The 12,647-nt window shown below is 53.6% G+C and carries 11 protein-coding genes; 2 read left to right on the top strand and 9 right to left on the bottom strand.

The window, feature by feature from the left end; translation table 11 throughout:
• Both ACZ5AM_RS07310 and ACZ5AM_RS07305 read right to left on the bottom strand, forming a co-directional pair.
• Nucleotides 1-321, bottom strand: coding sequence for a hypothetical protein (locus ACZ5AM_RS07310; protein ID WP_464914360.1), 321 nt, complete (start codon nucleotides 319-321; stop codon nucleotides 1-3).
• A 46-nt stretch (nucleotides 322-367) separates the two neighbouring features.
• Complete coding sequence (locus tag ACZ5AM_RS07305) at nucleotides 368-976, bottom strand: nitroreductase family protein (protein WP_464914359.1); 609 nt, start codon at nucleotides 974-976, stop codon at nucleotides 368-370.
• Between the two features lie 95 nt (nucleotides 977-1,071).
• Between ACZ5AM_RS07305 and ACZ5AM_RS07300 the strand changes: the two genes are divergently transcribed.
• Nucleotides 1,072-1,785 carry a maleate cis-trans isomerase family protein gene (locus tag ACZ5AM_RS07300; RefSeq protein ID WP_464914358.1) on the top strand — a complete coding sequence of 238 codons (714 nt, stop codon included), beginning with the start codon at nucleotides 1,072-1,074 and terminating at the stop codon, nucleotides 1,783-1,785.
• A 75-nt stretch (nucleotides 1,786-1,860) separates the two neighbouring features.
• Here ACZ5AM_RS07300 and ACZ5AM_RS07295 read toward each other — a convergent pair whose 3' ends face one another.
• From ACZ5AM_RS07295 to ACZ5AM_RS07280, 4 genes are all read right to left on the bottom strand, one after another.
• Nucleotides 1,861-2,496, bottom strand: coding sequence for a hypothetical protein (locus tag ACZ5AM_RS07295; protein WP_464914357.1), 636 nt, complete (start codon nucleotides 2,494-2,496; stop codon nucleotides 1,861-1,863).
• 18 nt (nucleotides 2,497-2,514) lie between these two features.
• Entirely contained in the window at nucleotides 2,515-3,417 is a 903-nt protein-coding gene (locus tag ACZ5AM_RS07290) for a hypothetical protein (protein WP_464914356.1), read from the bottom strand.
• A 65-nt stretch (nucleotides 3,418-3,482) separates the two neighbouring features.
• A complete protein-coding gene (locus tag ACZ5AM_RS07285) occupies nucleotides 3,483-4,400 on the bottom strand; it encodes a hypothetical protein (protein ID WP_464914355.1) in 918 nt (305 codons plus the stop codon).
• Nucleotides 4,397-6,802, bottom strand: coding sequence for a hypothetical protein (locus tag ACZ5AM_RS07280; protein ID WP_464914354.1), 2,406 nt, complete (start codon nucleotides 6,800-6,802; stop codon nucleotides 4,397-4,399). Before ACZ5AM_RS07280 ends, ACZ5AM_RS07285 begins: the two co-directional genes overlap by 4 nt.
• 266 nt (nucleotides 6,803-7,068) lie before the next feature.
• Here ACZ5AM_RS07280 and pfkC point away from each other — a divergent pair, with 266 nt between their 5' ends.
• Nucleotides 7,069-8,448 carry an ADP-specific phosphofructokinase gene (pfkC, locus tag ACZ5AM_RS07275; protein WP_464916057.1) on the top strand — a complete coding sequence of 460 codons (1,380 nt, stop codon included), beginning with the start codon at nucleotides 7,069-7,071 and terminating at the stop codon, nucleotides 8,446-8,448.
• Nucleotides 8,449-8,770: 322 nt separating this feature from the next.
• On the opposite strand, the gene ACZ5AM_RS07270 is transcribed toward pfkC, so the two are convergent.
• The 3 genes from ACZ5AM_RS07270 to ACZ5AM_RS07260 form a co-directional block, all read right to left on the bottom strand.
• Nucleotides 8,771-9,784, bottom strand: coding sequence for a DUF3226 domain-containing protein (locus ACZ5AM_RS07270; RefSeq protein WP_464914353.1), 1,014 nt, complete (start codon nucleotides 9,782-9,784; stop codon nucleotides 8,771-8,773).
• Nucleotides 9,785-10,246: a DUF2391 family protein gene (locus tag ACZ5AM_RS07265; protein WP_464914352.1), complete on the bottom strand. Its 462-nt coding sequence runs from the start codon at nucleotides 10,244-10,246 to the stop codon at nucleotides 9,785-9,787.
• 131 nt (nucleotides 10,247-10,377) lie between these two features.
• Nucleotides 10,378-12,606: a methyl-accepting chemotaxis protein gene (locus tag ACZ5AM_RS07260; protein WP_464914351.1), complete on the bottom strand. Its 2,229-nt coding sequence runs from the start codon at nucleotides 12,604-12,606 to the stop codon at nucleotides 10,378-10,380.
• Between the last annotated feature and the right edge of the window lie 41 nt (nucleotides 12,607-12,647).

The following is a 12,647-nucleotide window of genomic DNA, read 5'->3' as shown; positions in this document are numbered from 1 at the left end:
TCACCCCTGCGGGACCTTTATCACTATCTCGACGTACTTCTGGATCACCACGTAGAGGAACAGGGAAGCCGCGTAGGACGACAGGATTATCAGCTCGTTCATCTCGAAGATGTGCCTGGCAACTTCCTTCGCCCGGGGCGAGTTGGAGACAACGACGTCCATGTACCTCCTCTTCAGGAACTTGTTGAGCTCCACTCCCAGAACCAGCAGGAGAACCCCCGAAAGCCCCCATATTTTCCCGAAGACGAGCATGACAATTAGGGTCGTGGCCGCTATGAACCAGCCGCCGATGACCCCGAGCAGTATGATGAACTCTATCATCCTCCCACCTGTGAGAGATTGAAAAGGAGGGATAAAAACGTTTGGCTCACAGGAACCTCAGGACTTCTTCAATTCCTCTCCGCCTCTTCCGTGGTTTCACGGCATCCTTCGGGTATCCCACGGGGATGAGGCCGACGAGGTAGTGGTTATCGTCGAGGTTGGCGAGCTCCCGGACTTTCTCCTCTATTCCCCTGAAGTTCGTCACGCCGATGTACACCGTGCCGAGGCCCAGCTCAACCGCTTTCAGCATGAGGTTTTGAATCGCCATCGCCGCGCTCTCCACGCTCCATATGAACTCAACCTCATCGAACTCCCTCCCCTTCAGGAAGCGGACGCGCCTGTCGATGAAGACCGCGATGTAAACCGGCGCCCGGTACATGCCCTCCGCGTACATCCTGTTTTTGAGCTTCTCTATCTTCTCCTCTGGCAGGTTGACGGCCCTATAGTACTCCACCATGCCCTCGGCTATCAGGTCGAAGACCTTCTCTCTGGCCTCCTCGCTCTGGAATACCACAAAGAGCCAGTTCTCAAGGCCGCTCGCTGTCGGGGCTCTTATGGCGGCTTCTATTAACTCCTTGATTGCCTCTTCGCTCACCGGCTCCCCTGAGAAGTACCTGACCGAAGTCCTCTTGGCTATCGCCTCGTCCAGCTCCATGCTCCCACCAGAGTGGTATCGCCGCGGGCCTTAATCAACCTTTCCAGAACCAAAGGTTTAAGAAAAGCCGTGAGTAAATCGAGGGAGGTGAAAGCATGTACGGATGGCGTGGAAGACTCGGCCTTATCGTTCCATCATCGAACACCACCATGGAGATGGAGCTGCACACGTTCCTCCCCGAGGGTGTCTCACTCCACACTGCGAGGGTTCCGCTCAGGAACGTCAACGAGGACGAGCTGATAAAGATGAACGCTTTGGCGGTTGAGGCCGCGAAGCTGCTCAAAGATGCCGGCGTCGAGCAGATACTCTACGGGTGCACCAGCGGCTCATTCATAGGTGGAAAGGACTACGAGAAGGAGCTGGAGGCGAAGATAGAGGACGAGGTTAACGTGCCCGTCGTGAGTACGAGCACCGCTGTGGTTGAGGCCCTGAAGATACTCGACGCCCAGTCGATTCTGGTGATAACCCCCTACACCGACGAGATAAACCAGCGGGAGAAGGAGTTCCTCGAGGCCAACGACTTCGAGGTTCTCGATATAAGGGGGCTTGGAATAGAGGACAACACCCAGATCGGGAAGCTCGAGCCCTACGAAGCCTACCGCCTAGCGAAGGCCAGCTTCATGGACGAGGCGGACGCGATCTTCATAAGCTGCACCAACCTGAGGACGTTCGAGATAATCGAAGCTTTGGAAGAAGACCTCGGTGTCCCGGTGGTCACGAGCAACCAGGCGTCCTTCTGGCTCGCGTTGCGAGAGATGGACGTCATGGAGAAGATCCCAGAGCTCGGCAGGCTGTTCACGGAGTATTAGTGCTCTTCTCAGGTTTTGACTTTACCTGCCGATGAGGAGAAAGAGCAAAAGGATGGAAATGAGTTACGGCTTCCCTTATCTCCGGGTCACCTCCATGAAGTAGCCAACGCCAGTGTAGGGACCGGTTTTTGGAATAAAGTTGTTGCCTAAGCTTGGGATGGAGATAAGCACTCTCTGGCGGCGTGGATGATTTTCTGGTTTGAATACATCTCTTATCCACTGGGGGGTGTTATGCCCGCTCAGGAAAGAGTAAACGGCCTCCCAAGCGGAACACTTCCATTTGTTCTCCCCACGGATTTTTCCAGCCCATTGGTCTGTCATGTGTTCTTCCCAGTTATTTTCTCCGAATTTTTTTGTTAGATTGGCTTTGAATCTTTCGTAATCAGCGGGCCAGCTCAGTTCACTGTACTCGTAAGTCATGTCCATGATTGAGTGCGGTGGGATTCTATTATCGTAGAACCAGCCTGCAGTCGTGCGGGAGTACGCTATGCCACCGAGCAGGTAGGTTGGAATTACCCCCTCAAAAATCGAGTCAGGAACGTAGTAGATCCTCTCATGCCAGTCCATGTACTCGTCACCGAGCCAGAAAACATAATGCCCAAGCTCGTGGGCTATAGCACGCCCGTAGTCAGCGGAACCAAAGTTCACGCTGTCCAGGCTGAGATAATAGCGGAGCTTCTGATTGCTGTTGGACGTCGTCTTTTGAATCATTTTTAAACTCTCTCCTGATCAATTGTTATTTTTGCATCCTTCTAAAACTTCAAGTGTGTTCCTGTGAAGGTAGGGAAATGTGAAGTATTCTTTCATGGAAATTCCTGGATAATATCTTTTGATTGCCACTGTATCAATATCTGCTTTAGGGGAGAAGCAGTAAACCTCTATCTTTGCGAAGCTTGTAGTCTCGCTGAGATTCAGGAGCGCCGTGTGGAATGCGGTCTCAACGGGTTTTTCAGTTAAGACGAACGAACCCAGGTACACTGGACTAACCTCCCCTGTTATTTTGAGACCTGGGTAATACACAATTTCTGTTGAGCTTTCACGTCCCAGTGGAATTTCAACAACCCAGATCCCCGTGGATGTGTTTCCAAAATTCGGGATTGTTAGTACATCCTCTGTTCCTACTTCGTAGCCTCTTGTATTCACTTGGAGATATGTCTTTATCCAGAGCTCTTTTTTAGCGTACAGCAGAGCAATCCTCCGAATGCTCTTGTTCTCGTATTCTTTGAGTACTTCGCTCGCGCTTGGGAATTTTGGTGGGTTTTCCTGAGTGTACCATTTTCCGGCGAAGAGTAGCGCTGGAGTTTCTTTTGGTGCTTTCTCAAGGAGTTTTAAGTCGAGGGCGAGTGGGGAATAGTTTAATGGAGTCTTGACTGTTTTTGTTTTCTTAGTTCTGAAAAATAGTGGAGAATTCTGACCAATGTAATAAACTTTGAGTTCTTGAGTTTTAAGGTTGTAGGTTGCGAACTGCCAGAAGTTCTCGTCATGGTAGACAGCAATGAGTTTTTCACTGCTTGGAATTCCCGCCAGTTTATAAGCTCCCTCCGCCGAGGAGAGTTGATGATAAGTGTACGTGTTGTAAGCGAAAAAAGAAATGAGGAGGAGCAAGACTCCAATGGCCAAAGCCTTCTTCATCCCCAAACCACCTCCACGAAATAGCCAACGCCTGTGTACGAGCCTGTATTGTCATCATCTCCCTCCTAGGGGCTTGACTCCTTACCTTTACCATTTTTTGAAATCTCAAAATACTTAAAAACAACGTATCCTGGGTCTAGCCCTTTCTCCATCGAGATCCCTAGCCGGTACTTTGAAACGGCAAGAGCCGCAACATCTATAGTGTTGGAATCCATCCCGCTGTGGAGAGTAACCTGCAGGAACGATCCCCTCACCAATTGAGGACTCCCGTTTATATCATTAAACGCTTCTCTAATGATTCTCTCTCTAACCTTAAACGTGCCTAGATATACAGCCCACCAATGCCCTCTGAGAATTACTTGGTCGGGGTAGTAGACCTCCCAAAAGGAAGTGCTTTCATTAACGGGCTTTTCCACCTCCCAGATAAAGGCCTCGGAAGTATTCTCCCTCAAACTTGGCACTACAAGCTCCCAAAGAGGGCCAACACTTCCATCATTAGACACTTTAATGCTCCTGATCCATAGTTCTTTTTTGGCGGTGTATCCTGTGATTTGTCTTAGTGTCTTGTTCTCGTATTCTTTGAGTATCTCGTCAAAGCTTGGGAATTTTGGCGGGTTTTCTCTCGTATACCATTTCCCGTTGAAGAGTAATGCTGGAGTTTCTTTTGGCGCTTTTTCGAGAAGTTTTAAGTTAAGGGCGAGTGGGGAGTAATTCAAGGGCGTTTTCACGCTTTTTACGTCCTTTCCCCAGGGGAGGATTGGCTCGTCGCTGTGGATGGCGTAAACTTTCAATTCTTGGGTTTTTGGGTTGTAAGTGGCGAACTGCCATAGGTTGTTATCATGGTAGACTGCTATTAACTGTTCATTGCCGGGAATTCTTGCAAGCTTGTAAGCCCTGACTGCAGGCGGGAGGGAATTCAAATAAGCCAAGTACCCAGCCAGGAAGAGGAAAAGAAGGAAAAAGGCAAGCAGCTTTCGCTTCATCCCCAGACCACCTCCATGAAGTAGCCAACGCCAGTGTAGGGACCGGTTTTGGGTGTGAAATGTTCAGTTACATCAAAAGAAATTTCGAGCGCGTTTGAAAGTATAAATGATTGAGAACGGAATGTTCCCTTGTCATCAATGGGGACCCAGCCTTTAACCTCCAAGTTCTTGCTTGTTAGTATTTTGTAGACTGTTTGCCATGCTGATGAATGCCACCTATCCGAGTCCACAGCATAGCTATTTTTGTTCGTGTCAGTAGTGTTCCCCCACTGGTCTGTCGTGTACGGCTTCCAGTCTCCGTATTCGTGAGTTAGGTAGTTGTGGAATTCTTGGTATTCTTTTGGCGTGCTGAGCTCGCTCCAGGCCCACTCGTGCTTCATGACAGAATCTGGAGCGGCGTTATAAAGCTCCCAGTTTGGATAACAAGCGAAATCGTCACACGTTTCATAACCCCAAAGGTAGGTTGTGCCGTGCCAGTCTTCATACTCATCCCCAAGCCAGAAGACGTAGTGGCCAAGCTCATGCCCCAAGGTTCTACCCCAGCGTACGCTTCCAATCCCAGCAGTGCCGCTTGGCTCGCTAAACCTCTCAAACTCCCTTGACATCATGATGTAGATATTCTTCTTTTCTTCAGATGACACGTTCTGGCTTCTTTTCATCCAGTACCCACCTCTCGCTGTTGCCTGTGGCCATCCATCGTAAAAGACCTGAGCGGGGGTTTGAGGCAGTAACGGGTGAGTGTAGTGCACCCTCACGTCTGCCTTATCCCAGTTCCTCTTTCCGTCCCAGATGTGGACTTTGGTTATCATCGCGTAGCCGTCCGTGTAGTCGTAGACGAAGTCGCTCGCCTTCCTGATGCTGTAAACTAGGTTCTTCTTGTCCTCGTCGCTCATCGGCCATTCCACTGAGATGTTCAGCTCAATTCCCAGAATGTCCCTCTTCGCCGGGTCTTTCCCGATGAGCAGCTCCGCGAGGTTCGGGACGCCGTCGCCGTCGTAGTCGCCGTACATATCCTCGTCGTTGACCTCGTCAATCAGGTCAAAGTCCCCGAGGCCGTGACCATCGCTGGGGGTGAACCTCTTCGCGATCCCGGCCGCTTCTAGCTCTTTGTTTAACTCAATCTCGCGCCAGAAGGGTATGCCGTCCATGTCGCTGGGAATTATGACGAACCATATCTCCCCATCCGGAGGATCGGTGGAGGAGTACGTGATTACTTCCCCCTGGGCGCTCAGGACGCCGGTTGGGGAGGCTATCCTAACGGTTGCGTTGGAGGACGTCTTTTTCGAGCTGGCGCGCTTGAGCAGCCTCACCATAGCACCGTGGGTGTTGACGAGGGTGAAGTTCCTGAGCTTGCCGTTCGGCATGCGGACTTTTACCACCTCCACGCTCCGGGGCCCTTTGATGCGCATCCAGCCCTTCTTCCCGGGCCCCTCGATTTCATTAACGTTCTCCAGCGAATAGGCCTCAAGAACTTCACCTTGTACCCCGTTTTTCTCCAGGATGTTCTCGTACTTGGAGTAGACCTTTACGTCTTTGTCTGGATCGCTGGAGGTAACGCCGCACGACCCGTCGCCGCAGCCGCTTAAGTGGCCGTATCCGAAATAATGATTCTCATCGCCGGGGTAATCGTCACCGCTCCAGGTGCCGGTTTTGAGGTTGTAGGTTATCCTCGCCTTCGTTCCTGAGGTTGGGGAAACGTCAATGATGTCGTCCTCATCGTCGTCCCTGTCGTAAAGGGTGAACGTTATGTCGACCGTTTCTCTGTCATCCGGAACGTTGAATGTGGCCATCCCGACTGCATATCTCCCCAGGTTCGATATAAAGTACGGACCGGGGATTATCTTGCCCGAATACTTATCGGTGTCCTTTGTATCGCTTTTGAAATCCAGGATTTCAACCGAGTTCCACTGGCCCGAAGATGCGGAGATGCTGAGGCTCATATCGGGGTCTGGATGGGCGAACGGATCTCCGACACCATTGATCGCCCGCGCGCGGAAGATGTAAACGGTTATGGTCTGGTCCCTGAACGGGTTTACATCCCTTGAGTCAATTACCCCGTCCCCGTCGGTGTCCGGGTTGGTAGCGTTGATCCCATACCGGTTTTCAAAATCGTCCGTTAGACCATCGCAGTCGGTGTCCCACTTGACTTCCACGGTTTTAGTGGCATAGTCGCTACCTCCTGGGTATTCCAGGACGGCCTTAAAGGCATGTTTTCCCTGAGGTACCGAGACTGAAAAGGTTTCCGTCTCTGGAGTGTAGGGGTTTACTTCGACTCCAGCAGTGCCCCTCAGGCTTCCGTCAACGTAGAGCTTCAGCGTGCCCACAGCTGTAGTCCCACCGTAGTTGTTTAGGAAAACCCTTACTGTAGTTCGCCCCCCGCAGGCTATTTCCTGGACACTCACTCCCGTTATCACTGGTCTTGGTGTGTCCGGTATAAGCTGGGGCTTAGCGTCCCTCTGAAGTGCGACAGCCCCTCCTATGCTCAGGAGTACTAAAAGTGCGGTGAGCAGTGATCCAGCTTTTCTCCAGTTCATATTCAGAACACCCCCAGATATCAGCAATACTATAGATTACTGTCACTTTTAAGATTTTTCCAACACTCCAAGTGATAACCAGCCCGAAACCCTTTTAAAATTCCGCCCCGTTTTAATCACTGAGGGTGATACATATGGGGCTCCTGGACGAGGCGAGGAAGCTTTCAATCTACACCGCCTACAACACGAACGTCGACGCGATAACCTACCTCAATGGAGAGACCGTTCAGAGGCTCATAGACGAGTTTGGCGCTGAAGCAGTGAAGAAGAGGATGGACGAGTACCCAAGGCAGATAAACGAGCCCCTCGACTTCGTGGCGAGACTGGTTCACGCCCTCAAGACGGGCAAGCCGATGGCGGTTCCCCTAGTCAACGAGGAGCTGCACACGTGGTTCGACTCCCACTTCAAGTACGACGTCGAGAGGATGGGCGGCCAGGCTGGCATAATAGCCAACCTCCTGGCGAGCCTCGACTTCAACCGCGTTCTGGTCTACACCCCCCACCTCGCGAAGAAGCAGGCCATGATGTTCGTGGAGAGGCCGAACCTCTTCTATCCCGTCGTTGAGGATGGAAAGCTCGTCTTCAAGCACCCCCACGAGGCCTACCGCGACGGCGACCCGATAAAGGTCAACCGCATCTTCGAGTTCCGCGCCGGGACGACCTTCAAACTGGGAGACGAGACGGTAACGGTTCCCTTCTCGGGCCGCTTCATAGTTTCGGCCCGCTTTGAGAGCATAAGGATATACACCGAGCCCGAGCTGAAGCCATTCCTCCCGGAGATTGGTGAGACGATTGATGGGGCCATCCTCTCGGGCTATCAGGGCATTAAGCTCCGCTATTCCGACGGGAAAGATGCAAACCACTACCTGCGCGAGGCGAAGAAGGACATTCTCCTCCTCAAGCGCGAGAAGGACGTTAAGGTTCACCTCGAGTTTGCCTCCATACAGAACCGCGAGCTGAGGAAGAAGGTCATCTACAACCTCTTCCCGCTCGTCGACAGCGTCGGGATGGATGAAGCTGAGATAGCCCACGTTTTAAACGCCCTCGGCTACTCGAAGCTCGCGGACAGGATATTCACCTACAACCGCATCGAGGACACCGTCCTGGGCGGGAAGATACTCATCGACGAGATGAACCTCGAAATTCTCCAGATCCACACCATCTACTACATAATGTACATCACCCACGCCGACAACCCGCTGAGCGAGGACGAGCTGAGGAGCAGCCTTGAGCTCGCGACGACCCTGGCCGCGGCGAGGGCTTCACTGGGAGAAATCCGCTCCCCTGAGGACTTCAGGGTCGGCCTCAACGTCCCCTACAACGAGCGCGGCGAATACGTCAAGCTCCGCTTCGAGGAGGCGAAGAGGAGGCTCAGAACGAGGGAGTACAGGGTCGTTATAATCCCGACGAGGCTCGTGAAGAACCCGGTCTCGACGGTCGGCCTCGGCGACACGATTTCAGCCGGAGCCTTCACGAGCTACCTCGCGCTGCTGAGGAGAAAAGGAGTCCTCTGATTCTCTCTTTGTAGCCCTGCCAAAGGTGGTACATTACGGCGTACCAGATATTTATAAGCTTTGGTACTGTATGATGTACCATAAACCCCGAGGAGATAAAGCACTACATTCGCCTCTCCCACGAGAGGGATCTGCCGGAGATCATTGAAAGGGAAATCAAACCCGGCTGGGATGCAGGAATCTGACGGTTGTAACTCTGGAAGAGGAGGGGGAGGTGGAAACTGAGTGGGGAAGGGTAAGAACCGTTCCCCTCTGGAAGTTCCTGCTCGGTGATTATTTAGTTGACTAATTCTGCGATTAAATTTCTATGTTTTCCTTCAATTCAGGGGCTGAAGGCCATGTACCTCAAGCCTTCCATGAGGCCCGCCTCCTTCAGGACGGCTTTCAGGTTCCTGAAGCGGGAGCGCATCACGAAGAGTTCGTAAAAGCCCTCCAGGTTCCCCCAGTGGCCGTAGGCTGCCAGGGCCAGGTACATCACTTCCTTTGGCTTTAACTTCCTTCCGAGGCTCTCGTTCAGGGCCCTGAGGCCAGGCCTGATCTTCTCCAGCAGGCCCTCCCTCGCTATCAGGTGGAGCATGAGGTCTTCCACGGTAGGCTTCTTCCACTCCACGGGCTCGTCATCGAACGGAAGGCCGATTATAAGGGGAACCACCTCGGTTTCTCCGACGCGGTAACCGGAGGGGGTCTTTTTGTGGCGGAAGTTTGATACCTTCCCCGCTATTGAGTCTAGGGCCGCCTTCCTGTCCTCATCCACGTCCACGGCAACCCCTATCCTGCTCACGCGGAAATCAAAGACTTCCATGGCCTTCAGGAAGTTCCCAAGGTTCCTGATAACGCCGGAGTTCCCCTCGCTCGGGATCACCGCGAGGTATGCTCTGTCCTCACGCTTGAGGAGGTCGAAGTTGTCCCTCTCGAAGACCTTCTTGATAGGCTCTAGACTGGCAGGGATCTGGCGGCTTTCCCTGAACTCGAAGAGCTTCTTGAAGACCGCCTTGAAGAACTTGGCGTCCGTCTTCCCCTCCACGAAGAGAACGGCTGTCTCCTCGCTCTCCCCGGAAAACCCTCCCCTGACGTCGAAGTCGAGGTACTTCCTGAGTTCATAGACCTCCTTGAGCGTTAGCGACCTTCCCGTGTCGGAGTACACCAGAACGTTTTCCTCCCCCCTTCTGAACCTCGGGGCGAGCATGTCGATGAGTTCGAGGCTCGAAGTTACCACGGTTTCGTCTCCGGCAAGCGAAGTGACGAAGGCCTCAAGCTGCCGGCGGTTCTTTCCGTACTCGGGGAAAAGGAAGTCTGCGGTATAGCTTTCGTACCTGGAACCGGTTATTACCCTCATTCACCTCACCATGTCCACGGTTATGGCCCCTATCACCGCGAAGGTGCTCACTATTACAGTCGCGTTGAGGTACTGGGCGGTGTTGAAGTGGGCAACGCTGTTTATCCCGTACAGGTATATTAGCGTCGCTGTCACGGTGTATGAGATAGCGGCAACGGTTAGGAGCCTTTTGGGCACGTGGAAGAGCTCCTCGCGCTTGAGGTTGCCTATCCTGGACTTGGCTATGAAGAGGTAGGCCACACCGAGGGTGACAAAGAATATCGCCAGCGAACGCTCCACAGATATGTCCTTGGCAACGTCCCATATCTCGCCGGTGAAGAGGAAGGGGAGTGCGAAGGTGACCGCGCCAACTACCTCCTGCACTATGTCGTCAAAGCCGAGACTATCCGGCAGGTTCTTCCGTTCGATCTCCGACCGGAGGTATTCGAGATCGGTCTTGATCTCCTGAACGTACTCCTTCACTTCGTTCAGCTCCTATCGCGCTCAGGTTCGGGGCTCATCATCCTTTCAGCATTGGATTCACTCATCATCGCGTTGGGTAGTGTGGCAACTTGGATTATAAACCTTGGGGAGAAGAGGAGAAAGGGAGGGATTCAGAGCCTGAACTGCTCGACGCTCTCGCGGAGTTCCCGGGCTATCCTTCTGAGCTCGGCCGCCTCCGAGTTCAGGAGCTCTATCTCTGCCCTCTGCTCCTGCATCGCCGAGCTGACTTCCTCGGCACTCGCCGTTGTCTCCTCCGCGCTCGCGGCCAGCTCTTCAAGCGCTTTGAGCGCCCTGTCAACTTCCCTGTGGATGCTGAGCGTCTGCTCCCTCACCTCCGCCACCCTCTCCCCCACTTCCCGTATCATCTCCGCTATGTGCCCCAAATAGCTCAGGCTCTCGTTTAGGGTCTCAGTGGAGTCGGCGACGGTTTTAGTGCCCCTAGCCGTTTCCTCGACGGCCTTCGCTACCTTCTTGTTCATCTCTGTTATTATCTCCCCTATCTTCTCGGCCGCCTCCTTGCTCTCCTCCGCCAGGGAGCGTATCTCCTGGGCCACGACGGCGAAGCCCCTCCCCTGCTCCCCGGCCCTTGCCGCTTCAATTGCCGCGTTCAAAGCAAGCAAATTCGTCTGCTCGGCGATCGCACTTATAGTCTGCGTTATCTCCCCTATGCGCTTGCTCATCTCGCTGACAGCGTTAACAGCTTCCTCTATGAACCTCATGGAGCGCTCTATGCTCTCGACGTCCGTTATGGCCTTATCTCCCTTCACCTTGCCCTCGGTGGCGGTTCTGACGACCTCGCCTATAGCCTCCTCGAACTCCTCCATAGTCTGGAGCGTGTGCGTTGTGGTCTCCGAGACCAGCCTCATACCTTCCGTTATCTCGTTGATGCTCTCCTGCTGCCTCTGGGCCTCGATGCTTACCTGCTCTATGGCCTCGCTCACCTGATTGGTAGAGTTGGTGACGTTGTTTGCTATGCTGGCCAACCTGTCGGCTCTCTCGTTCAGCTCAAGGCCCACCTCCTTGATGTTGCCTATAAGGGCCTTCATCTTCGAGGACGTCTTCTGGAGTGCGGTTATTATGCTCTGGAGGTCGCCCTTCGCCCTCTCGTCTATGGAGTAGTCCAGCCTGCCGTCGGCCATGGCCTCGAGCTTTGAGATGACTCCGTTGAGCGTGCCTATGACCTCCTTGGATATCTCCTCGAAGGCAGTGATCAGCTTACCAACCTCATCGTCGCGGTGGGGGTAGTCTATGGACCTGACCTCCCGTCTGGCATCCTCCAGCCTGCCCTCCGCTATGTACTCGGCCGCGGACGTCAGCTTCTCCAGCGGGGCCAGGGCCCTCTTGAGGTACCTCACGCTCAGGAGAACGAGCCCCATGGCCAGCGCCACGACGGCGGCGGTTCCGTAGAGGGTGTTTTTAGAAGCGTCCTTTTTGGCACCCTCAAGCGACTCGAGGAGCTCGCTTATGAGCTCTTTCTTCGGGGCAACGGCAATGACTGCCCAGCCCAGGGTTTTGGTCTTTGAGAAGGAGATGACCATGTCCTCTCCATTGAGCTTCGCCTCAACAACCCCCTCATCCGAGGTTCTCATGGAGCTAGCCAGACTCGAGTACTCGGGCTCTTGGAACACGTTAAGCTTTCCAACGAGACTCTCATCCGGGTGGAGGACAACGGACCCGTTTGGGGCCACCGCGAACAGGTACCCGGTTCTACCGATCTTGGTGCCGAGCATCTCGGAAGAAACGCTTGAGAAGTCCACGTCTATCCCTATGACGCCCCTGATCTTCCCCTTGTACCTCACTGGGGTTACGTAGGTGATGACGGTCTTTCCCGTGACCTCGTCCTTGTACGGCCCCACCCAAGAAGGGCCTTTTGAGACCGCCTCTTTGTAGAGGGGCGAATCCGTTGCGTTGTATCCCCGGGGGAGTTCGGCCTCTGGGTAGATGAAGACCCTCCCCAGGTTGTCGAGATAGTAGGCGTTTATAATGTCCCCGTCCGACTCCTTGAGCTCCTTCATCTTTGAGAGCACGGTGCTCTTGAAAACGCTTCCCTGGGTATACAGCGGGTTGAACTCCTCGTTGACGTACAGGGAGCCTATGGAGTTTGCATACGCGTCAGCCAGAAGGCTCAGGGGACGGAGCTTTCCGTCGATCTTGAGGGAGTACTTCTCGCTCTCCAGGAGGGCTATCCTCTTGGCGTGATCGGTGAGGGTCGGCCTCATCTTGCCCTCTATCTCGTGCCCCATCGTGTCAACGGTCTTGAATTGGACAACTGCCATAATCAAAATTATAAGCAGAACCGTGCCTAGGAGTGCTGCGTACAGCTTCTGGCGAAACCTCACGGTGATCACCCCTTGGAAGATGACCATCTTTCTTGAGCGTT

The sequence above is a fragment of the Thermococcus fumicolans genome, assembly GCF_055386755.1.
The sequence above is the reverse complement of the archived record's forward strand: the minus strand, read 5'-3'. Positions and strand labels throughout refer to the sequence as shown.

Bases quoted from the DNA above. Each gene is read 5' to 3' on its own strand.
- ACZ5AM_RS07295 (WP_464914357.1), bottom strand. From the start codon at position 2,496: ATGATTCAAAAGACGACGTCCAACAGCAATCAGAAGCTCCGCTATTAT.
- ACZ5AM_RS07290 (WP_464914356.1), bottom strand. From the start codon at position 3,417: ATGAAGAAGGCTTTGGCCATTGGAGTCTTGCTCCTCCTCATTTCTTTT.
- pfkC (WP_464916057.1), top strand. From the start codon at position 7,069: ATGGGGCTCCTGGACGAGGCGAGGAAGCTTTCAATCTACACCGCCTAC.
- ACZ5AM_RS07285 (WP_464914355.1), bottom strand. From the start codon at position 4,400: ATGAAGCGAAAGCTGCTTGCCTTTTTCCTTCTTTTCCTCTTCCTGGCT.
- ACZ5AM_RS07270 (WP_464914353.1), bottom strand. From the start codon at position 9,784: ATGAGGGTAATAACCGGTTCCAGGTACGAAAGCTATACCGCAGACTTC.
- ACZ5AM_RS07310 (WP_464914360.1), bottom strand. From the start codon at position 321: ATGATAGAGTTCATCATACTGCTCGGGGTCATCGGCGGCTGGTTCATA.
- ACZ5AM_RS07300 (WP_464914358.1), top strand. From the start codon at position 1,072: ATGTACGGATGGCGTGGAAGACTCGGCCTTATCGTTCCATCATCGAAC.
- ACZ5AM_RS07305 (WP_464914359.1), bottom strand. From the start codon at position 976: ATGGAGCTGGACGAGGCGATAGCCAAGAGGACTTCGGTCAGGTACTTC.